18 protein-coding genes are annotated in these 23,485 nt (G+C 34.5%); 14 read left to right on the top strand and 4 right to left on the bottom strand.

Annotated features, from left to right (window positions below):
• Nucleotides 1-26 precede the first annotated feature (26 nt).
• On the bottom strand, nt 27-2,420 hold the full coding sequence (locus BC962_RS05880) for a zinc-dependent metalloprotease (protein WP_121344992.1): 2,394 nt from the start codon (nt 2,418-2,420) through the stop codon (nt 27-29).
• Nucleotides 2,421-2,517: 97 nt separating this feature from the next.
• Between BC962_RS05880 and prfB the strand changes: the two genes are divergently transcribed.
• The 4 genes from prfB to BC962_RS05860 all read left to right on the top strand — a co-directional run bounded on the left by prfB (nt 2,518) and on the right by BC962_RS05860 (nt 7,014).
• Nucleotides 2,518-3,616 (top strand): peptide chain release factor 2 gene (prfB, locus tag BC962_RS05875; RefSeq protein ID WP_121344991.1). Its coding sequence is split into 2 segments (ribosomal slippage): nt 2,518-2,580 and nt 2,582-3,616, totalling 1,098 coding nucleotides; the frame shifts between segments, so codons are not numbered across the junction.
• A gap of 58 nt (nt 3,617-3,674) precedes the next feature.
• The gene (gene arsC / locus BC962_RS05870) at nt 3,675-4,019 is read left to right on the top strand and encodes an arsenate reductase (glutaredoxin) (protein WP_121344990.1); all 345 of its coding nucleotides are present in this window, start codon (nt 3,675-3,677) and stop codon (nt 4,017-4,019) included.
• Nucleotides 4,020-4,053: 34 nt separating this feature from the next.
• Nucleotides 4,054-4,431 (top strand): hypothetical protein, encoded by a 378-nt coding sequence (locus BC962_RS05865; RefSeq protein ID WP_121344989.1) that lies wholly within the window; start codon nt 4,054-4,056, stop codon nt 4,429-4,431.
• 84 nt (nt 4,432-4,515) lie between these two features.
• Nucleotides 4,516-7,014 carry an outer membrane beta-barrel protein gene (locus BC962_RS05860; protein WP_121344988.1) on the top strand — a complete coding sequence of 833 codons (2,499 nt, stop codon included), beginning with the start codon at nt 4,516-4,518 and terminating at the stop codon, nt 7,012-7,014.
• A gap of 127 nt (nt 7,015-7,141) precedes the next feature.
• Here BC962_RS05860 and BC962_RS16325 read toward each other — a convergent pair whose 3' ends face one another.
• Complete coding sequence (locus BC962_RS16325; protein ID WP_183075458.1) at nt 7,142-7,318, bottom strand: hypothetical protein; 177 nt, start codon at nt 7,316-7,318, stop codon at nt 7,142-7,144.
• A 206-nt stretch (nt 7,319-7,524) separates the two neighbouring features.
• On the opposite strand from BC962_RS16325, the gene fumC reads away from it, so the two are divergent.
• Entirely contained in the window at nt 7,525-8,922 is a 1,398-nt protein-coding gene (fumC, locus tag BC962_RS05855; RefSeq protein WP_121344987.1) for a class II fumarate hydratase, read from the top strand.
• Between the two features lie 428 nt (nt 8,923-9,350).
• On the opposite strand, the gene ccsA is transcribed toward fumC, so the two are convergent.
• On the bottom strand, nt 9,351-12,524 hold the full coding sequence (gene ccsA, locus BC962_RS05850) for a cytochrome c biogenesis protein (protein WP_121344986.1): 3,174 nt from the start codon (nt 12,522-12,524) through the stop codon (nt 9,351-9,353).
• Between the two features lie 121 nt (nt 12,525-12,645).
• Here ccsA and BC962_RS05845 point away from each other — a divergent pair, with 121 nt between their 5' ends.
• The 9 genes from BC962_RS05845 (at nt 12,646) to BC962_RS05805 (ending at nt 22,480) form a co-directional block, all read left to right on the top strand.
• Nucleotides 12,646-13,407: a Rossmann-like and DUF2520 domain-containing protein gene (locus tag BC962_RS05845; RefSeq protein ID WP_121344985.1), complete on the top strand. Its 762-nt coding sequence runs from the start codon at nt 12,646-12,648 to the stop codon at nt 13,405-13,407.
• Nucleotides 13,391-13,918, top strand: coding sequence for a KdsC family phosphatase (locus BC962_RS05840; RefSeq protein ID WP_121344984.1), 528 nt, complete (start codon nt 13,391-13,393; stop codon nt 13,916-13,918). The genes BC962_RS05845 and BC962_RS05840 overlap by 17 nt, the downstream gene beginning before the upstream one ends.
• A 46-nt stretch (nt 13,919-13,964) precedes the next feature.
• Nucleotides 13,965-14,882 carry a geranylgeranylglycerol-phosphate geranylgeranyltransferase gene (locus BC962_RS05835; RefSeq protein ID WP_121344983.1) on the top strand — a complete coding sequence of 306 codons (918 nt, stop codon included), beginning with the start codon at nt 13,965-13,967 and terminating at the stop codon, nt 14,880-14,882.
• A gap of 3 nt (nt 14,883-14,885) precedes the next feature.
• Nucleotides 14,886-15,476, top strand: a complete 591-nt coding sequence (locus tag BC962_RS05830; RefSeq protein WP_121344982.1) for a Maf family nucleotide pyrophosphatase — start codon at nt 14,886-14,888, stop codon at nt 15,474-15,476.
• A 223-nt stretch (nt 15,477-15,699) separates the two neighbouring features.
• Nucleotides 15,700-16,596, top strand: a complete 897-nt coding sequence (locus tag BC962_RS05825) for a septum formation inhibitor Maf (RefSeq protein ID WP_245984075.1) — start codon at nt 15,700-15,702, stop codon at nt 16,594-16,596.
• Nucleotides 16,596-17,135 (top strand): mechanosensitive ion channel domain-containing protein, encoded by a 540-nt coding sequence (locus BC962_RS05820; RefSeq protein WP_121344981.1) that lies wholly within the window; start codon nt 16,596-16,598, stop codon nt 17,133-17,135. Before BC962_RS05825 ends, BC962_RS05820 begins: the two co-directional genes overlap by 1 nt.
• A 73-nt stretch (nt 17,136-17,208) precedes the next feature.
• A complete protein-coding gene (locus tag BC962_RS05815) occupies nt 17,209-19,698 on the top strand; it encodes a PIG-L family deacetylase (RefSeq protein WP_121344980.1) in 2,490 nt (829 codons plus the stop codon).
• 109 nt (nt 19,699-19,807) lie between these two features.
• Entirely contained in the window at nt 19,808-21,517 is a 1,710-nt protein-coding gene (locus tag BC962_RS05810; RefSeq protein WP_121344979.1) for a sodium:solute symporter, read from the top strand.
• Nucleotides 21,518-21,622: 105 nt separating this feature from the next.
• Complete coding sequence (locus BC962_RS05805) at nt 21,623-22,480, top strand: Gfo/Idh/MocA family protein (protein WP_317127955.1); 858 nt, start codon at nt 21,623-21,625, stop codon at nt 22,478-22,480.
• 54 nt (nt 22,481-22,534) lie between these two features.
• Here BC962_RS05805 and BC962_RS05800 read toward each other — a convergent pair whose 3' ends face one another.
• Nucleotides 22,535-23,377 (bottom strand): DUF2911 domain-containing protein, encoded by an 843-nt coding sequence (locus tag BC962_RS05800; protein ID WP_121344978.1) that lies wholly within the window; start codon nt 23,375-23,377, stop codon nt 22,535-22,537.
• Between the last annotated feature and the right edge of the window lie 108 nt (nt 23,378-23,485).

Below are 23,485 nucleotides of genomic sequence, written 5' to 3'. Positions count from 1 at the left end.
TGAATATTTTATTAATTCTATTTCTGCTAATTATAACTTCCTATTGGTGAACCATCGGGAATTTTTGGGGCTTGCATTTTCGGTTTAAATAGATCTGGATCTTTTTTAAACCGATCTATTTCCAATAAAAGTTGTTGATTAAACACTTCATTATTGGTATTAGATCTTAGCCAAGAATGCAAAGAATTAATTGCTGAGTTGCTAACAGCCTTCACTTGTGCTATAGACCTATTGTTTACAGACAAATTAAATAGATGCTGTAATACATTATAATTTATAGTGTTTTGAACTTGTTGCAAATATGAGTCTTTAAAAGACTTTTTAAGGGTAGCATTAATTAATTCTTCTAAGATCTCATTTAAGCCTAGGTTGGAATTATCTAAAGCTTTTTGCTGAATTAACCTTGCCGCTCGTTCTGGATGTAGTAAATAATCTAAACTAAGATCACTGGCAGTCCCTGCAGCTCCTAAGGCATCGAATGCAACTCCTGTATTGCTTTTAAAGGATTCCCTGCTCCTTGCATATCCATAAGCCCTAGGTGGAAATAATTTCAGCTTATCTTTAGGTATAGCTAAAGCTTCAGCATCTAGTGTTTTTAAATATATAGAAAGCGCTTCTTTTTGATCTTCAGCTGATATTGTTTGAACTATGTTGCGATCATCACCTTTTACTGCGTACGAATAATCTAAACCTCCAATAAGCTTGGCAACCGCTTCAGTTTGATATCTATGAAGAAAATATAAGGGCACAAAAACATCTTCTAAAACGGAATATGATTCGCCAGTTCTTATATTATCTACAGAAAAATTTGAAATTGCTTTCTTTCTTATTTCTAATAGTTCTTTTAAACCTTCGGAAGCCGAACTTCCATTATCCCATAAATGACCAAACGCATTTGCTCCTCCGGAAGCCCTAGCATCACTATCTGTTATAAATCGTAATCCTTTAGCTTCAGCTAGCACAGAATTCAAAAATTGTTTTTCTGTTTTTTCAGAAGGAAGATCTGCATAAGAATATTTCACAGTGATCTTATCCCAGGCTCCAATCCCGGTACTGTAGGCATCAGATACAACGATCTCATCATTCTCCAATTTAAATTGAGGATGAGGGTAATCCATAACCGAAGCATTATTATTTGTACTAGCTGCAAAATTATGCGCAAAGCCTATTGTATGGCCTACCTCATGCGCAGATAATTGTCTAATTCTCGCAATTGCCATTTCCATCATTTGCTCATGATTTTCATCATTTCCAGCAAAGGCTTTGTTTAATAATGCCTGAGCTATTAGAAAATCCTGCCGAATCCTTAAACTTCCTAAACTTACATGTCCTTTAATGATCTCTCCTGTTCTAGGATCTATAACACTTGCTCCATAACTCCAACCTCTGGTAGACCTATGCACCCATTGTATTACATTATACCTAACATCTAATGGATCTGCACCCTCAGGCAACATCTTAACCTGAAATGCATTTTTGTAACCTATTGCTTCATAAGCTTCATTCCACCAACGAGCTCCGTCTAAAAGTGCCGATTTTACCGGTTCTGGAGTTCCGGGATCAAGATAATATACTATAGGCTCTACAGCTTCACTAATTTCTTTATTAGGCTCTATTTTTTCTAATCGGTGTCTTACCACATATCGTTTTTCTATAGGTTCAAAAACTGGTGTGGAATAATCTGAATAAGAAATATAGATAGCTCCACTTCTAGGATCAAAAGCCCGTTTCTTATAATTATCATCAGGTAATTTTACAAAAGAGTGATGTTGTGTTACTGTAAGCGCATTATTATTTGGTAAAACCTCTCTTAGAGTTTGGCTGGTTGCTTCTCCATCAAAAGTTAATAACGCTTCAAACTCCACGTTGTTCGGAAAAGCTTTAGTCATACCCAGAGATAATGCACTCTTAGATCTATTTAAATTAAAATTCCCATGATTTCCTCTTTTTAAACTACTTGAAACCCCATGTGCATCCTCCATTATTAAAGGAGTAAGATCTATTATATAACTATTTCTTCTTTTCTCTTTAATTTCGAATCCATATAATACAGAAGTAGCAAATGCTTCTTCTACACTTTTCTTCTCTAAGGTATTATCCGTGATTGCCCTATATTTTAAATTTGGCTGAATTAATAACAGTTTATTTCCTGCCTTTATAAATTTCACCACTGCTTCATTACCTATTTGCCCTCTATCCAATCCAACATCATTAGATCCAATTCCAGTAGTAAGAGAATGCACATACAAGAATTCGGTGTCCAGATCTTTTACTTCTAAAAATATCTTATCCTCTTTTTCTGAGTATTCAAAGTTGAAAAAGCCTTTATATTTCTCAAGATCTTCTTCTTCCTTTGAGGTTTGACTATAAAAAGCACTTGAAATACTAAGGGACAGGAAAATAGCTAAAAAGAACTTCATAGAGTGATTTTAAAAGTTGTCTAAAACTATAAAATTATTGTAAAATAGTTTTAAGAACCTATGTTTAATTCTATTTTTACTGAAATTAAAAACAGATATGGTCACTACAGAACATATAAAAGATCTTAAAGATCGCCTGGTAGCGTTAAGGAGGTATCTTTGACGTTGATGCCAAACAGATTGAAATCTCCAATTTAGAGGAGAAAACATATGCCCCAGATTTCTGGGACAATCCGAAAAAAGCAGAAATCCTAATGCGTGATCTTAACGCTGAAAAAAAATGGGTGGACGATTATTTAGCTGGTGAAACACTTGTTGAAGATCTCGAGGTTATTTACGAGTTCTATAAGGAGGATGAAGCTAGTGCTGAGGATGTAGAAAACAGATTTGAAAAAGCTTTGGGGTTAATTGAAGATCTTGAGTTTAAAAATATGCTTTCTGATGAAGGTGATAGTTTAAGCGCCGTGCTACAAATTACTGCTGGGGCTGGAGGAACAGAAAGTTGCGATTGGGCAGAAATGCTAATGAGAATGTACCTACGTTGGGCCGAATCTAAAGGTTTTAAACTTAAAGAGCTCAATTATCAAAGTGGTGAATCTGCAGGAATTAAAACTGTAACTATAGAAATTGAAGGGGAGTATGCCTTTGGTTGGTTAAAAGGTGAAAATGGAGTGCATAGATTAGTACGTATTTCCCCTTTTGATAGTAATGCAAAAAGACACACCTCTTTTGCCTCGGTTTATGTATACCCTCTTGTGGATGATAGTATAGAAATAGATGTAAATCCTTCGGAGATCTCTTGGGAGACTATGCGCTCTTCTGGTGCAGGAGGACAAAATGTGAATAAGGTAGAGACTGCTGTAAGATTACGTCATGCTCCTACCGGGATCGTAATAGAAAACTCAGAAACTCGTTCTCAATTAGAGAACAAAACAAAAGCGATGCAACTTCTTAAAAGTCAGCTGTATGAAATTGAACTTCAAAAGCAACAGGCGCAAAGAAGAGAAATAGAAGATTCTAAAATGAAAATAGAATGGGGATCACAAATTAGAAATTATGTGATGCATCCTTATAAATTAGTAAAAGACGTTCGCACCGCAGAAGAAACAGGAAATGTAGATGCAGTTATGGATGGGGCGCTAGACCCATTTTTAAAAGCATATTTAATGATGATGGGCCAACGGCATGAAGATTGATATTACGTCCCCTAATACTTTAAAAATTAATAATAATTGTGTATTTTAAACCTACAATATGATTACAGTATATCATAACCCCAGATGTAGTAAATCTAGAGAAGGATTAGCATTAGTTCAAAGTTCGGGTAAAGAATTTTATGTTAGGGAATATTTAAAAACTCCTCTCTCCGAGAACGAATTGGAGGAATTAATAGGAAAACTTGGTATGTCCCCAATAGAATTAGTGAGAGAAAATGAAGAAATCTGGAAGAAGGAATTTAAAAACAAGGAATTAACTAGTGAGGATATAATGTTAGCATTAACAAAATATCCAAAATTAATTGAAAGGCCTATCGTGGAAGATGAAGAAAGAGCAGTTGTTGGAAGGCCTTCCTCAAAAATAAGTGAACTATTGTCCTAAATTGGATTTTACATAATTATTTAAATTGCAGAATATGAAAGTTAAAAATAGAATTCAACTATTAGGTCTTTCGACTATTTTGGTCGGAGGCTTTGTATTAGCGCAAGTATATCTTCATAATAAGAACTCTAAAGAGATCAAGGAAATAGCTTCCGAAATTGCTTTAGAATGGAATGAAAAGTTAGGTCTTACTCCAGAGCAGACTAAAAAATTAGAAGCTACAATTATAGAATTCACTATTTTAAAAAATGAGATCATAAACTCTAATAGATCTCAAAAATTTATAATTAGAGATCTTCAGACTACACAACAGAGAGAATATAAAAAATTAAAAAAATTCCTAACTAGTGCACAATTCACTGCTTATGTTGGAGTTAACAAAAAAATTCCTAATCAATTAATGGATGCATAAAAACTCCTATTAAAATTAAGGGATTTTTAACAAAAGTCTATTAAACCTTCTCTTTCTTCTTAAGTCTAACAATAAAATATTGTTATGACCTTCAAAAAAATGCTAGTTTTCAGCTTTTTGCTGATTTTTTTTATTTCCAGTCCCTACTCGGGCTATTCTCAATCTAAGCAATTTACTATTTCAGGAAAAGTTATAGATGATGCTTTGAATGTTCCACTGGAATATGCAACCATTGCTATTACTAGACCTAATGACCCAAAGTTTTTAGATGGAGGAGTGACAGATATAAATGGAGAATTTTCCATAAAGGTGCCACCGGGAGTATATAATATTACGATAGAGTTTATATCCTATACTTCACAAAGTTTCAAAAATAAAACTGTAGAATCTGATCTTGATTTGGGAACTATTAAATTAGGAATAAGTTCTTCTAGTTTGGATGAAGTTGTTGTTCGTGCAGAAACAACCCAAGTAGAGGTTAGATTAGATAAGAAGATCTATAACATAGGAAAAGACCTAACTACTAAAGGAGGTACTGTAAGTGATGCCTTAAGCAATGTCCCGTCTGTTGCTGTAGATGTAGAAGGAGCTATTAGTCTTCGTGGAAATGAAAATGTTAGAATTTTAATTAACGGAAAACCTTCTGCGATGGCTGGTTTTGGTACTACCAATGTATTAGGACAACTACCTGCAGATGCTATAGACCGCGTAGAAGTTATTACCTCTCCTTCTGCGAGATATGATGCTGAAGGAACTGCCGGGATCATTAATATTATACTAAGAAAGGAAAAAACTTTAGGCTTTAATGGTTCTCTTACTGCTAATATTGGAGATCCAGAAAATTACGGAATTAGTGTAAATGCCAACATTAGAAAGGAAAAATTCAATCTTTTTAATACAACTGGCTTTAACTATAGCAATGCTCCAGGAAATGCATTTTTTGATACACGTTATTTTAATGGAACTTTTGACAGAGTAATTGAAAACAGAGATTACGATAGATTAAGAAGAGGATTCAATACAAACTTTGGTATTGAATATTATTTAACAGATATGTCTTCCCTTACTGCAAGTGCTTTTTATAGACTTGGAAATAATAATGATGTTTCAAAAAATGTCACCAATAGATTTATAGATAACGGTTTAGCTGTGAAGACAGAAAGACAAGAAATTGAATCTGAAGATGATAATAGTTATCAATTTGCATTGAATTATATTAATAAATTCGATGAAAAAGGACATCAATTAACTGCAGATTTTCAATATGAATATGATAAGGAAAAACAACCTTCATTTATTTCAGAGGAAATCCTTTTTAGCATCCCAGATCAAGAAATAGGCTTTCTTGCAGATGAAGAGATAAATTCTCTAGAAAAACAAAATGAATTTCTAGTACAAGTAGATTATGTGCGTCCAATTGGAGAAGACTCACAATTTGAAGCAGGATATCGAGGTAACTTTAAAAATGAAATTACAAACTATACTTTAAGACAACAAGATCCAGAAAATCTTCAGCTTTTAGTTAATGATACACTGACTAATATTTTTGATTATACTGAAAATGTAAATGCCTTATATACGCAGTATGGAACTAAATTTGGAGATTTTTCATTCCTACTTGGACTTAGATTAGAGAATACACAACTAAAGGGGAACATCGATTCAAAATTAAGTGATGAGGAGATCCAAGAATCTTTTGGGTTTCCGATAGATACAGATTTCGATAATAATTACTTAGGACTTTTCCCTACAGTGAATTTAATATATGAAATAGCAGAAACAGAGAATATAACATTAGGTTATAATAGAAGAATTAACAGACCAAGAGGTTGGTTTATTAATCCGTTCCCATCTAGATCTAGTAGAACAAACGTTTTTCAAGGGAATCCAAACCTTGCTCCAGCTTACTCAAGTGCTTTTGATCTTGGATACTTAAAACGTTGGAAAAAGGTTACACTTACTTCTTCTATATATTATCAATATGAAACAGATGCTTTTGAGAGAGTTCAACAAGGAACTGGTGAATTTATAGATGGAATAGAGATCATTAGAACTATTCCTATTAACCTAGGAACCAACGAACGCATTGGTGCTGAAGCTGGTATTTTGTATAATCCAGCAAAATGGTTAAGATTGAATGGAAGCATTAATTTCTTTCAGTTTAAAAAAGAGGGAGATTTTAATGGAGTAGACTTTGGATCTAAAAACGAAAGTTTTTTCACAAGGTTTAGTTCTAAAGTAACTTTACCTGCAAATATAGATTGGCAAACAAATGCCTTCTATTTTGGACCTTCAGAAAATTCTCAAACAAAATCTGAAGGGATCTTTAGTCTAGATGTTGCTTTAAGTAAAGAAGTATTTAATGAAAATGCAACATTATCATTAAATGCTCGAGACCTTTTAAATACCAGAAAACGTAATTCGGTAACTACTACAGATAGATTTATACAGGAAAGTGAGTTTCAATGGAGACAAAGACAAATCACTTTATCGCTAACATATAGATTTAACCAAAAGAAAAATCAGCAGCGTAAAAGAGAAAATAACAATGGTGGTGAAGATGGTGGAGAATTTGAAGGATAAAACAAGTTACATATATTTATAACTAATAAGGTTGCCAAATGGCAACCTTTATTAGTTTAAACAAAAAAAAGGATACAGTAATAATTACTGTATCCTTTTTATATTTAAGAAATTAGAGGTGAAATTCTTAAGATTTCAACTCCTTTTCCTTTTTTCTTTTTTCTCTCATTTCTTTAAAAAGTTCAGTAACAGAACCACCTATCCAATAAGGAACGATTGCTACCAAGAATATCATTAACCAAAATCCCATGGTTAAAATAACTAGAAATGCTAAGAAGCCTAAATACTGATCAAATTCAAACATATTTTCTGAAGATTTTTAAATCTAAGCAAAGATAGTAAGTCTTAATGCGTTCTGCCAAATAAAATTTCATTTTTTAGCAGAAAAATCAAATAATCTTTAAATACATAGTAAAAGAGATATTCAATAGAAAAACTTAAAAATTTGTATTAAAATTCAGGAGATAAAAATCTTGAAACTGTAAATTTGTAAACTAATCGAAAAAAATTATGGACTACAGAATAGAGAAAGACACTATGGGGGAAGTTAAGGTTCCTTCAGATAAATTATGGGGAGCGCAAACAGAACGTTCTAAAAATAATTTTAAAATTGGTGCACCGGGGAGTATGCCGCTAGAAATAGTATATGGTTTTGCATATCTAAAAAAAGCTGCTGCATTTACTAACTGTGAGCTTGGAGCTCTTCCTGTAGAAAAAAGAGATTATATAGCACAGGTTTGTGAGGAGATCCTTGCTGGGAAGCATGATGATCAATTTCCATTGGTGATCTGGCAAACTGGAAGTGGTACTCAAAGTAACATGAACCTAAATGAGGTCATTGCTAATCGCGCACATCAATTAGCTGGAAAAATTATTGGAGAAGGTGAGAAAACTTTACAACCTAATGATGATGTAAATAAGTCACAATCCTCTAACGATACGTTTCCAACTGGAATGCATATTGCTGCTTATAAAAAAGTGAGTGAAGTTACTTTGCCTGGTATTTTAAAATTAAGAAACACTTTAAAAAAGAAGTCAGAAGAATTTAAAGACGTAGTGAAAATTGGCCGTACCCATTTTATGGATGCCACTCCCCTAACCCTTGGGCAGGAATTTAGTGGATATGTTGCGCAACTAGATCATGGAATTAAAGCTTTAGAAAATACACTTCCGCACTTAGCTGAATTAGCTTTAGGTGGAACTGCAGTGGGTACTGGATTAAATACACCAAAGGGCTATTCTAAACGAGTAGCTGAATTTATAGCTAAATTCACTGGTCTTCCTTTCGTTTCTGCTCCTAATAAATTTGAAGCGCTTGCAGCACACGACGCTTTTGTTGAATCTCATGGTGCCTTAAAGCAATTAGCGGTTTCATTGAATAAGATTGGAAACGATATTAGAATGCTTTCTTCTGGTCCAAGAAGTGGAATTGGAGAAATAAGTATTCCTGCGAATGAGCCGGGCTCTTCTATAATGCCTGGAAAAGTGAATCCAACGCAATGTGAAGCCTTAACTATGGTTTGTGCACAAGTTATGGGGAACGATGTTGCTATAAGCGTAGGTGGAATGCAGGGCCAATTTGAATTGAATGTATTTAAGCCAGTAATGGCCGCAAACTTCTTACAAAGTGCTCAATTAATTGGAGATGCTTGTGCTTCTTTCGATGAGCATTGTGCTAAAGGTATTGAGCCTAACAAAAAACGAATTAAAGAATTATTAGATAATTCCTTAATGTTGGTTACTGCTTTAAACACGAAAATCGGATATTATAAAGCTGCTGAGATCGCAAATACTGCTCACACAAATGGAACGACCTTAAAACAGGAAGCTGTGAATTTAGGTTATGTTACAGAAGAAGAGTTTGACGAATGGGTTAAACCTGAAGATATGGTAGGAGGTTTGAAGTAATTCCTATTTTCAATTTATATAATATTAAAAGCTGCCTTGAAAGAGGTGGCTTTTTCGTTTTAAATCTCTAATATAATCAGCTGAAATGTCAGGCTGAGTCTGTCGAAGCCTGCTCAGATATAAAACACAATTCGACAGGCTCAGTGTGACAAATCGATTTAATACTTTGTCCTTCCTGCGAAGGAGAGATCTCAATGAATAAATCCAAAATGAATTTAATCAAATCACTTCTCTGCTTTCAAAATGACAGTAAAAAAGTCTGGCAAAGCTTGTCGAAGCCTGCTCAGATATAAGAACACAATTCGACAGGCTCAGTGTGACAAATCAATTTAATACTTTATCCTTTCTAATGAGTCGAGAAACATTAAAAATAAAAAAAGCCTGCTTCTAAATGAAGCAGGCTTTTTTTAAGTTATAATTTTTAAAAACTACTTAGCGTAGTATTTTTTATATTTCCAGTAAGAAACAGCTCCAAGAACAGCTACTCCCGCAACTGCGTAGTAGATGAACGTTGGTGTGATTACTTTATCTCCACTCGCATATGAATGCAAACCTGCTAAATAGAAATTCACTCCAAAGTAAGTCATCATAATACTAGCAAAAGCAATGATAGCCATTAAATTAAAGAACCATCGGCTTCTTAATCCCGGTACTAAACGCATATGAATTACAAAGGCGTATACCATAATACTAACCAGAGCCCAAGTTTCTTTTGGATCCCATCCCCAATATCTTCCCCAACTTTCATTGGCCCATTGTCCTCCTAAAAAGTTTCCAATAGTCAGCATTACAAGTCCAACAGTCAAAGCCATCTCAGTAATTATAGTGATCTCTTTAATATTTAATTTCATTTTTACCTTATTCTTTTCCGTAGTAAGGATCATAAGGATAAGCGAAACTGCTCCTAGGATCATTCCCAAGGTAAAAGGTCCATAACTCCCCACAATAACCGATACATGGATCATTAACCAATAAGAATCCAGTACAGGTTGTAAATTAGCTATAGCAGGATCCATCCAGTTCCAGTGGGCGATCATTAAGATCATTGCCGTTACAAAAGAGGTAGATGCAATGGTTAAAAAGCTTTTTCTTCCGAAGGCTAGACCAAAGAACATCGTAGCCCAAGCAACGTATATCATAGATTCGTAAGCATCACTCCATGGAGCATGTCCAGAAATATACCATCTAGCAGCTAACCCTAAAGTATGAACAATAAAAAGTAACAAGATCACAAACGCACTGGTTTTGATCAGGACTCTTATTATTTTAGAATCTTTAAAGATCTGGGCAACTACAAGAACAAGCATTATCAAGCCTGCAAACATATACCACATAAATAAACTGCGGAAAATATCATATTTATTATAAAGTACTTCTGCGTTGATTTTTTCTTCTGAAGGCATTACATCTGCTCCAAACTTTTTCTGATATCCAGTTATGCTTTCTAATAACTCATCAGACTTCGTATAATCTCCAGTGGCTCTAGATTCCCGAAGTGCATTCATATAAATTGGTAAGATCTGTCTTGCATATACAGAATCCATTCCTGTTAATTTCGATTCGGCTACCTCCGGAAAAGAGATCCATTTATTATTTTCATCTTCTGGAATAGGGAAAATTCGTAAGACTTTACCTTGTAAAGCATTATATAGTAAATTTACTTTTCTATCTGTTTCTATAAAATCCTTCTGAAACTGATTTGGAACACTCGCTTTATAAGCTCCTTCTAAATATGGTGAAAGTTTGTATGACCCTGAAGCATCGAAAAAGTTAGTTAAAGCAAGAAATTCCTCTTCTTCGCTTACGCCCGCAATATGCCGGATACTATCATTATTAGGTTTTACATATATTAAAGGAACATTATACCAAAGTGCAGGATTCTCTGTCATGGAGATTAAGATCTGATCTGCATTTAAACCTTCGTAAGAATCCTTCTTGCTAAGTTTTCTCAATAATTCAGAAGAAAAAGTATTCGCTGGTTTCATTCTTCCACCTGCATCCTGAATCACCAATTTTCCAAATTTAGCTGCATGTTCTGCTTTTACAGCAGAACTTTGGATCATAGAATCTACTCTAGCCTTGTTAGATGTTACATGAGCATGATCTGTTTCTTGTGTATTATCCTGTGCGAATCCAGATCCAAAACTCAAAAATAATGCAGCTACTAGTGTAAGGGCTGCTTTCTTTTCTTTCACTTTATCTAACATCTCCTTCAATTTTCCGAACCTACTTCCTTTGTCAAATAAGATCAACATTAAACCTAAATACAATAAGAAATATCCAATATAAGTGATCCAAGTTCCCCAAAAGTCATGATTTACGGATAGCACAGTCCCTTTTTCATCTGGATCGAAAGAGGCTTGAAAAAATCTATATCCTTCCTTATCCAGTACATGGTTCATAAAAATCTCATATGGTTCTGAACCCTTATCATCTATAACATCTACTTTACTTTTAAAAGAAGCGTAGCTAGGAGTGGGATTATCTTCGGTGCCAGGATATTTTGCGGCAATAAAATCATTCAACTTAATAGAAAATGGTAATTCCATTTCTCTAGAACCATAATTAAGGTAGATATCTAAACCGCCAACTTTTAAATTCTTAGGTGGATTTACAACACCTTTAGCCCCTAACATACTTATGCTTTTAGATTCTCCTCCAGAAGTAACTTTTAAAGTAACTGCATTGAGTTGCGTTGGAGCTTTGACTTCCGTAGGAATAATTTCGTAATTCCCCCTTGCCATTGGTTCAGGAATTACAAACTGCATTCCACCTACATTATAAAGAGATCTTAGCATTAAAGCTTGAGTACTATCTGCCACAACCTTTCCTTTAAATTGATCTGCCATTCTCATGAAATCTCCTTCAAATGGAGATCTTAATTGATAGGTTCCCTCTGCTTCATTTACTTCAATATTTATGGCACCATCTGTAGGCTTGTTCAGCGTAAATAGTGTATTGTGGATATTAGCTATTTCTCCTTCTTTTAAATAGTGATCGTGCCTAGCTCCATCCCCAGCTTCAACAATTTTTAGATAATTATCACCATTTTCTGCTAATACTAGACCTTCTTCTGCTCCATGAATAAAATTGATGACCTCGATATCAACCTTCTGACCATTAAAATCGGTATTTATAGCGATATCATTCTCTGTTTCGGGAGCTAAAAGAACCGCTTCTTCCACTACTCTTCTTCTAGGTTCCCCATCTATTTCTCCATCTAGATAAGCCGTTAGATAAGTTCTTTCAGATAGAAATGTATTGGTGGTTTCTCCTTCACGAATTGGCATAATACCTTCGTAACTAATATATCTGGTTACAAAAGCCCCAACTAGAATTAAAATAAATGACATGTGAATTAAAAGGGAGGACCATTTTTCACGTTTATGCATTCCATACCGGATAATATTTCCGCAGAAATTGATAACAAAGAACAACATAATACCCTCGAACCACCAGGTATTATAGATCAAGACGCGGGCGGTTTCTATGGTGTACCAGCTTTCTATGAATGTTCCTAAAGCCATTGATATGGCGAAGACAATGAACAAAACTGCCATAATTCGGGTAGAGAATATAACAGTCGCTATTTTATTTTGCATTTGGAGTACTTTAAAACGATGCAAATTTAACTAAATTTAAACAGTTAGACCGCTTTAAAAACAAGCAATTCCTAAGGACAAATGTTAATTTTAAACTCAGAATTTTTGGTAATTTAGCCGAATGAAGCGAATTGTAATTTTTGGAACTGGGAACCTAGCAACTCATTTATTTGAGGTGTATAAATATTCTGGTGATTTTAAGATCATTCAGGTTTATAATCATGACCCAAAAAGCTTACAAATATTCAATGATCAAGTCGCTATTACTACTAATCTTAATGAAATTGCGCCTGCAGATATCTATATTCTTGCTTTAAAAGATGACATCCTTGCGGAAATAAGTCAGAAAATAAATGAGACGAACGCCTTGGTGTTACACACTTCTGGTGCTGTTTCTGTTGAAGTGCTCAATAAATTCAAAAATCGTGGGGTGTTCTATCCACTTCAAACATTTTCGAAAAATAAGAAAGTAGATTTTTCTAAAATCCCCATTTGTATTGAAGCCAATACTGCTGAAAACACCAAAGTTTTAAATGAGCTAGCTTCAGAAATTTCAGAAAAGGTATTTGGGATCTCTTCAGAACAAAGAAAAACACTTCATGTTGCCGCAGTATTTGTAAGCAATTTTGTGAATTTCATGTATACAGAAGGAGAGAAAATATGTAATGATAATCAGGTGCCTTTCGAAATATTACATCCATTGATCTTAGAAACTGCCTCAAAAGTTACAAAAATGAGTCCGTTAGAGTCGCAGACTGGACCTGCAAAAAGAAATGATCAAGAAGTTATTAGTTCCCACTTAGAATTACTGAATGAGGAACAACAAAAAATATATTCACTTTTAACCCTATCTATTCAAAATCTCCATGGAAAAGAATTATAAAGAATATCTAAATCACATTAATACATTCATTTTTGATGTAGATGGCGTACTTACCGATGGAAGCATCCAGGTAAATACCGCGGGGGAATTACTGAGAACCATGAACATTAAGGATGGTTATGCACTTAAAACAGCAGAAAAAGCAGGTTATAATGTATGTATAATTTCCGGAGGTAAAAATGAAGGAGTTAGAAAACGTTTACGAGATCTAGGGATCACTAATATTTTTCTTGGAGTATCAGATAAGGTGGAGCAGCTAAAAGAGTTTATGGATATCTACGATGTAAATCCAGAGCATGTACTTTATATGGGTGATGATATCCCGGATCTATATGTGATGAAATTAGTAGGTATGCCTTGTTGCCCACAAGATGCCGCGGCAGAGATAAAAGATATCAGCCGCTATATTTCTCATAAAAAAGGGGGCAAAGGTTGTGTACGAGATGTGATCGAGCAGGTGCTTAAGGTACAGGGAAAATGGCTTCAAAATCATGATGCTTCACAAAGCTAGAAGGTTTTAACTTTCAATTAAAAAGTGGTATAATTTAAATATTCCTATGCTGTTAGCGTTTCTGAAATTAATAAGGTTTCCAAATCTATTAATGATCTTACTTACCCAGGTCCTAATAAAATACGGCTTGTTCGATAGTTTTGGAATAAGTATCACTTTAAATGGTTTAGGTTTTTCTTTGTTAGTAGTGGCAACCATCTGTATTGCTGCGGCAGGAAACATTATAAATGATATTTATGATCTTGAGACAGACAGAATTAATAAACCAAATAAGAACCAGGTAGGCTCTAAGTTCTCTATTGGAAGCGCTAATACACTCTATATAATTCTAAGTATTATTGGAGTTGGATTTGGCTTTTATCTTTCCAACATTATTGGAAAACCAGGTTTTTCGGCAATTTTCATCATTATTTCCGCGCTATTATATCTCTACGCTACTTATTTAAAGCATATTATGATTGTAGGGAATCTGGTAATAAGTTTGTTAGTTGCTTTCAGCATCATCATTGTAGGACTTTATGATCTTCTGCCAGCTATTACTGCAGAAAATCAGCAGACTCAATCTACTATCTTCTCCATTGTCTTAGACTATGCGCTTTTTGCTTTTTTACTGAATTGGCTTAGAGAAATGGTGAAAGATCAGGAAGATATTAATGGGGATTACAATGCAGGGAGAAATACGCTTCCAATAGAAATTGGAGCAAAACGAACAAATCTCGTTATCTTTTTGGTTGGAATTTTACCTCTTACCGCGGTAATCTATTATTTATACAATTATCTATTTGAAAATATATGGGCGGTATTATATGCCTTATTACTAATTGTAGCTCCATTACTCTATTTCTTAATAAATATTTGGACTGCGGAAACTAAAAAGGATTATACCAAACTCAGTTTCTTATTAAAAATAATCATGCTTCTAGGGATCGTATCTCTTGGACTTTATAAATTCATATTACTCTAAGTTATGCTGAAGGAAAAATTAAAAAATCATAATATCATTTTAGCTTCTGGTTCTCCAAGAAGACATCAATTCTTGAAGGATCTAAAGATCTCATTTATAATAGATGTAAAAAAAATAAAAGAGATTTATCCTGAAAACTTAAAATCCTCAGAAATAACAGATTATCTATCTGAACTTAAAGCAGAGGTTTTTAAACACGAGCTTAAAAAAGAGGATATTTTAATTACCAGCGACACGATTGTTTGGCATAAAAATGAAGCTTTAGGTAAAGCTGAAACTACCACTCATGCAAAGGAGATGTTGTTATCTTTGTCTGGACAAACTCATGAGGTAATTACTTCTGTCACTTTTACTACTACGGAAATTCAAAAAACGGTAAATGCATCGACATTTGTGACATTTAAGGAACTTACACATGAAGAAATAGATTTCTATATTTTGAATTATCATCCTTTAGATAAAGCTGGAGCATATGGTATTCAAGAATGGATCGGTTTAATTGGAATAACAAAGGTGGAAGGAAGCTATTTTAATGTTGTTGGCCTACCTACGCATTTGGTTTATGAAACCTTATTAGAGATTGCTAGCATATAAATAAGAATTAAGCCTTGTTTGAATTTATAATTTAGTTTCGTATTCAAAAATCTGTTAGCCTAACGAATGTCAGGTGGAGCGTAGTCGAAACCCAATCTATTTACTTCCATAGTTCTCGACTCCGCTCGAACTGACAAAAGAATAATAGCTATTTAATTATAAATGAATTCGTTAGCTTTAATAGATATAATCATATTAACAATAGATATTTAAATATTATTAAATGAGAACTAATTATTGCCTTCTTTTCTACGGTATATTCTTGTTAATTTTATTATCAGGGTGTAAAGACGCTTCTTCTTCCGATGTTTCACTTCCCGAAAGAAATCTTTCAAAAGATTTCAAATCCTATTGGTTTAATGGCGAAGCAGAGATCACTTCCTATAAATTAGATCAATCAAGATATGGAGAATCTAGAGAAGGAACTGCGGTACTAATCTTTGTGACTGAAGAATTTTTGCCGGAAGCTCAGGTAAAGGCTAATGCCAAGACAGAGAAGACGATCCCAATATTAAAATTGAATGCTACAAAGAAATTCAATACTGGCATTTATCCATATTCAATCATGCAAAGCACTTTTTATCCTTTGGAAGGCAAATCGCATGCGTTAAAGGTTTCTGCTTCTATTCAGGAATGGTGTGGACATGTATATATTCAACTTAATAACAGAGAAAAATTCGAGATAACTTCCCACTCTTATTTTGAAGGAGAAGCTGATAAAGAATTCGAGTTACCTAAAACATATTTGGAAAATGAAGTATGGACCCAATTAAGAATAAACCCTGACCTCCTGCCAACTGGAGATATTAACATGATCCCCTCTTTGGAAAGTCTTAGAATGGGCCATTTAGAAACCCAACCTTATAAGGCACTTGCCGAATTCTATCAGGATGGCGAATGGAGTGTTTATAAAATTACCTATCCTGAACTTAAAAGGAATCTAAAAATCTATTATTCGAATATAGCTCCTTTTAAAATTGAAAAATGGCAGGAAGAAACAAAAGTAAATGGAAAACTCTATACCACTACTGCCACAAAAATGAAAGATTTAAAATCTGATTACTGGAATAAAAAATCCAATAATGATTTACATTTGCGTAAGGAACTGAATTTATATTAATGATAGAAATTTTCAACACTTATAAGAATGAAATAGTTTATACCACCATTATCGTGGTATCACTACTTATCATTCAGTTTACCATGAAAAAGGCAGCACATCGCGTTGGAAAGCGAAGTGAAATACATATTACCAGAACCCGGTTAATGTTTAAATACATTAATATTCTCATCTTCTTAATTGCAGTTTTCGCACTGGCATTTGCTTGGGGAGTTGGCTATAAAGATCTTTCGCTTATTTTCTCCTCTGTTTTTGCAGTTATTGGAGTTGCCTTATTTGCTATCTGGTCTATCCTTAGCAACATTACTTCGGGAATCATCTTATTCTTCTCGTTTCCTTATAAGATTGGAGATAGAATCAGAATTCATGATAAAGACGCGCCTTTAGAAGGCGTTATAGATGATATAAAAGCTTTTCATCTCCATATTATTAATGATGAAGGAGAATTGATTACCTATCCAAATAACCTGATTTTGCAAAAGGCTGTATCTCTTATTAAGAAAGATGTATATCTGGATGAAGGGAAGGATAGCCTTTAGATTAGCATTCATTAAATCTCAAGAACACCTTAGAAATTTATATATTTGAAAATATTGAATCTAATATTTTCAGATGCGTAAAATTCTCCCTTTTCTATTGGTTTTGTTCTTTATAACAGCACAAGCACAAGCTCCCAAAAAATTAAATTCTGCAGAAATAGATCAAGCACTTAAAAAGTTAAACTTTTTGGGCTCTGTACTATATTTAGCGGCACATCCCGATGATGAGAACACGCGCTTAATCTCTTATCTAGCCAATGAGGTAAATGCCAGAACAGGCTATTTATCTATCACTCGTGGAGATGGAGGACAAAATCTAATTGGTCCAGAATTAAAAGAACTTTTAGGAGTTATTAGAACACAGGAATTATTAGCTGCTAGAAGAATTGATGGAGGAGAACAACGATTTACCCGAGCCATCGATTTTGGATATACAAAGACCCCCGAAGAGTCCATGGAAATATGGAACAAAGAAGAGGTACTTGGAGACGTGGTTTGGGCTATTCGAACTTTTAAACCAGACGTGATCATTAATAGATTCAATCATCGTACGTCAGGCGAAACCCATGGACAACATACCGCTTCAGCTTTACTTAGTGTAGAAGCCTTTAAACTTGCTGAAAATAAAAACTCTTATCCCGAGCAGTTGGAATTCACAGAAGTCTTTTCCCCTACCCGCCTCTATTTTAACACTTCTCCCTGGTTCTACGGTAGTCAGGATGAATTTGACAATGCCGATAAATCCAATTTTATTCAGTTTGATACTGGAGTTTACTTCCCTTGGAACGGATTATCGAATCCTGAAATTGCCGCTTTAAGTCGAAGTCAACATAAATCTCAAGGATTTGGCAGCAGCGGTAGCCGGGGTAGCCAAATTGAATATGTAGAATTAATTGATGGCGAAATACCAGCAACAAAAGGAGATCTTTTCGCAGGAATTGACACTTCATGGAATAGATTAAAAGGAGGTGCTGCTATTGGTAAAATCCTAATAGAGGTTGAAAAAAATTATAATTTCAGAGATCCTTCAGAAAGCCTACCTAAGTTGGTAGAAGCTTATAAATTGATCGATAATCTTGAAGATAGCTATTGGAAAAATATTAAAACTGCAGAGATAAAAGACATTATTTTAGCATGCAGTGGTTTATATATTGAAGCTTTAAGTAATATGCCTTACTCTACTCCAAATCAATATATTGAAGTTAATTTTGAAGCAATAAACAGGAGTGACGTACCGGTAGAAATCTCATCTATAACTGTGCTACCGGGAAGCCCTTCCGCAGAACCTAATAAGGTTCTAAGCAATAACGAGGATTGGAAAGAAAAACTAATTTATTCGATCCCAAAAGACGCAAAATACACTTCCCCTTATTGGCTTAATGAATCACCAAATTTAGGAACTTATATGGTAGATGATAAAAAATTGGTGGGTTTACCAGAAACTCCCCGAGTGACCAAAGCCATCTTCAATCTTAAATTTTACGATGAAATAATCACTTTTGAAAAAGAGTTAGTTTATAAAAGTACAGATCCAGTAAAAGGGGAAGTATATCAACCTTTTGAAATAGTTCCTCCGGTAGCCGCATCTTTTAATGATAAGGTTCTTATTTACACCAATGGAGAGGCTAAAAAAATTCATTTGACCATAACAGCAAATCAAGACAATGCTAAAGGAAAAGCAAATCTAAAGGCATCGGATTCTTGGAAAATTGAACCTAAGGAGGCAATTTTCGATATAAAAAATAATGGCGGAACTGCCACTCTCAGCTTTACAGTTACTCCCCCAGTGGAACAAAGTGAGGCCGATTTAATTCCTGAGATCACTATTGAAGGTAAAGTTTATTCGGATGAAATTATCAAATTAGATTACGAGCATATCCCTTTACAAACACTTGTGCTTCCCGCTACTACTAAGTTGGTGAAATTAGATATCAAGAAAAAAGGAGACTTAGTTGGTTATATAGAGGGCGCAGGAGATGTAATTCCAGAAAGTTTAGAGCAAATTGGGTACAAAGTAGTAAGAATAGATCCTAATGAAATTAGTGCTGCATCACTTGCTAAATTTGATGCGATCGTTTTAGGGATTCGTGCATATAACATGGTAGATATTTTAAAATTTAAACAAGCTGAATTAATAAAATATGTGGAGAACGGCGGAACGCTGATCTCTCAATATAATACAAACCGCGGATTGGTTCTAGATAATTTAGCACCCTTTAAATTAGAACTTTCCAGAGATAGAGTGACTGAAGAAGATGCGAAAGTGGAATTTTTAAATCCTCTACATCCAGTTTTAAATACTCCAAATAAGATCACTCCAAAAGATTTTGAAAATTGGGTACAGGAGCGTGGTTTGTATTTTTCAGACTCATGGGCACCAGAATTTACTCCAATCTTTTCTATGCATGACACTAATGAAGCTAGTAGTAAAGGAAGCTTGCTTATCGCAAAATATGGAAAAGGGCATTATATCTATACCGGATTAAGTTTTTTTAGACAGTTCCCAGATGCTGTTCCCGGAGCTTTTAGATTATTTGCTAACCTAATATCAATTGGTAAATAAATGGAAACCCCAAAAAAGTATATCTGGAAAAAGTCTTATTCAATAGTTCTGCTAGCGAATTTAGCCTACATAGTCTTATTCTATTTTTTAATGAACCTATTTTCTTAATATGCAATTAATAGATTGGATCATTTTAATAGGAACTCTAGCGTTTATTGTCATTTATGGAGTTTACAAAACAAAAGGGAGTCATAGTGTAAAAGATTACATTGGTGGTGGTAAGGATTCACAATGGTGGACCATTGGGCTTTCTGTGATGGCAACTCAGGCAAGTGCAATCACCTTTTTATCTACACCGGGACAAGCGTACCACGATGGAATGGGCTTCGTGCAATTTTATTTTGGACTTCCAATCGCCATGGTAATTATCTGCATGGTCTTTATACCAATTTATCACAGACTCAAGGTCTATACTGCTTATGAGTTTTTAGAATCTAGATTCGATCTTAAAACTCGAACTCTAACAGCATTACTATTTTTAATACAGCGAGGCTTATCTGCCGGGATCACCATATTTGCACCAGCGATCATTTTATCGGCAGTATTAGGATGGAACCTTACTACCTTGAATGTTATTATTGGAGTATTGGTTATTATTTATACTGTTTCTGGAGGTACAAAGGCTGTAAATGTTACCCAAAAACAACAAATGGCGGTGATCTTTGCAGGGATGTTCGCTGCATTTTTTATAATTATTCATTATTTACCGGCAAACATAAGTTTCTCTAATGCCTTGGATATTGCAGGCGCTAGTGGAAAATTGGATATTCTAGATTTCTCTTTCGATCTGGATAATAGATACACCGTTTGGAGCGGAGTTATTGGCGGCAGCTTTTTAGCACTTTCTTATTTTGGGACAGATCAAAGTCAGGTTCAACGTTATTTAACTGGAAGATCTGTACGGGAAATGCAATTAGGACTAATTTTTAACGGGATCCTTAAAGTACCTATGCAATTCTTTATTTTACTTGTTGGGGTCATGGTTTTTGTGTTTTATCAATTCAATTTAGCTCCTTTAAATTTTAACCCCGCTGCACAGGAAGCTGTTTTGGAATCTGAATATTCCGAAGAGTATCAGCAGTTGATGGTTAAGAATGAAGAGATTCAGCAGCAAAGACAGGAAACCAGTATTAGATATGGCAATAGTTTAGAGAGCTCATCCAAACAGGAACGAGATCTATATAAATCTGAACTTTTAGAACTCAATTCTTTAGAAGAAGCTAACCGAGAGGAAGCAAAAGCCCTTATAAGCTCTGTAAGTGACGATTTGGAAACAAACGATAAAGATTATGTCTTCATTCATTTTATACTCAACAACCTTCCCAGGGGTCTAATAGGCTTATTGTTAGCTGTTATTTTATCAGCAGCCATGTCCTCCACTGCTTCAGAATTAAATGCACTGGCCTCTACCACTACTATAGATCTTTATAGAAGAAATATCTCTGAAGAAAGATCTGACGAACATTATGTAAAAATGTCTAAATGGTTCACTTTAGGTTGGGGGTTGTTAGCGATCCTTTTTGCTAGTTTCGCAAGTTTATTCGACAATTTAATTCAATTGGTAAACATCATTGGTTCTATTTTCTATGGAAATGTTTTAGGGATATTCTTACTGGCGTTTTTCATTAAACATGTAAATAGTAATGCCGTATTTATTGCTGCTCTTATTACACAAGCTTTAATACTTTTAGTTTACCATCTTGAAGTCCTACCCTATCTTTGGCTGAATCTTGTTGGCTGTGCTTTAGTTATGATATTAGCACTTATCCTACAAAGTGTAATTCACTCACCAGGCAAACTTAAGAACAATGTCGACTAAAACTTACAATTGGGGAATATTAGGAGCAGGGAAAATAGCAGCAAAATTTGCTGAAGACCTTCTACAGTCCCCGGAGCAGTTTTATATGCTGTTGCCAGCAGATCTATAGATAAGGCCGAAGAATTTGCCGAAAACCACGAAATAAAGCTTTCTTATGGTAGTTATTTGGAGCTAGTTGAAGACAAAAATATAGATGTTATTTATGTTGCAACTCCACATACCTTTCATTTTGAGCATTCCATACTTTGCTTAGAACACAAAAAAGCGGTGCTCTGTGAAAAGCCCTTAGGTATAAATCTAGGTCAGGTAGAAATTATGATATCTCTGGCCAAAGAGAAGAATGTTTTTCTAATGGAAGCCTTGTGGACACAATTTCTTCCTCATTTTAACTATGTGAAAAATTTAGTTGATTCTAAGGAATACGGAAGACTCCTTGGATTGGAAGCCGATTTCGGTTTTAATGCTCCCTTCGAGCCAAAAAAGCGCATTTACAATAAGGAACTTGGCGGAGGCAGTTTGATGGATGTGGGAATCTATCCCATTTTTCTATCGCTAGCATTATTAGGAATTCCTGAAGATATTTTTGCTGAGGCCACTATTGGTTCTACTGGAGTAGATGAGAATTGTACTATACAGCTCTCTTATTCTAATGCTGTTAAAGCTAATCTTTACAGTGCTATAAATGAAACTACACCAACAACTGCAACTTTAAGATTTGAAACAGCTAAAGTTATTATTAACAGTAGGTTTCATGAACCTTCCTCTGTGAGTATTCAGAAAAATGGGAAAATGGAAACCAAAGAATTTCCGGTAACAACGCATGGCTATAATTTTGAAGCAGTTCATGTTCAAAACATGTTGAAAGAAAAAAGAACAGAAAGTACCTTAATGAGCTTTGAAAAAAGCAAAGAGCTAATTTCGATTCTCGACAGCATTAGAAAGGAAATAAATCTAGAATATTAAGTAAATAAAAAACCCACTGAAAAGTGGGTTTTTTTATATTAAAATTTATGTGACTTACATCGCTCCCCATTCTTTTAAGGACGCTTTATTCATCTTAACATAGTCTGCATTTTTAGCTTTTTCAGCAAGTTGCATAGATTTTTGAGCACTAGAAATAGCTTCTTTTTTCATACCTAATTCAGCTTCTATCAATGATCTTCTTCTCCACATCCAAAATGCATCTTCCTGCATAGATGTAGCTTTCTTGATCCATTCATGAGCTTGTTTAAGGTCTTTTCCGCTTTCTATGTAAAAACTCGCAGCTGAATAGTAATCTCCGGCACCAGGACCATTCATTACTTTTTCTATACTTGCTAAAGTTCTAGCATCTGTTGGCACTTTAAATGCCAAACTTGCAGCTGTATTAGCCCATACAAAATCTAAAACTGCTCCATCATTAGATAATTCATTTACAAAGATCCCAAAAGACTCCATAGAGAAAGGTATAGTTTCTACCTTAGCAGTCGCTTTTAAAGCCACTTTAGATTCATCCCATTCTTGTGGATTTCCCCAGTTGCTAGAATCTGTATAAAACATCACTTCCCAAGAATCTTTATTAGGTATTGTATAAATTGCATAAGTACCTTTTGCTAACGTCTTTCCTCCTATTTCTACATCATCACTAAAAGTAATTTTTGTGTTTGCGTTTGCTCCAGTACGCCAAACTTCCCCATAAGGAACCAAACCGCCAAAGATATCTCGCTCGCGAACTGCTGGACGAGAATATTCTAAGGTAACATTTGTAAGCCCAACAGTCTGTTCAACTTTAGCCGCTGGACTAGGTTGAGGAGCTTCAATTTGTGCTGAAGTGCTAAATGCAACTATGCTGGCACACATAAATAAAAATACTTTTTTCATAATTTTTCAGTTTGTTGATTTTCCAAATATACACAAACTAAGTATTTTTTAAGCGTAATAAAAATTACATAAATTAAACTTTGTTTAACAATATAACTTTTTGGTTAA

Source organism: Gillisia mitskevichiae (genome assembly GCF_003634585.1).
Lineage (GTDB): Bacteria > Bacteroidota > Bacteroidia > Flavobacteriales > Flavobacteriaceae > Gillisia > Gillisia mitskevichiae.
Note: the sequence above shows the minus strand (reverse complement) of the source record. Positions and strands in the feature narration are given on the sequence as shown.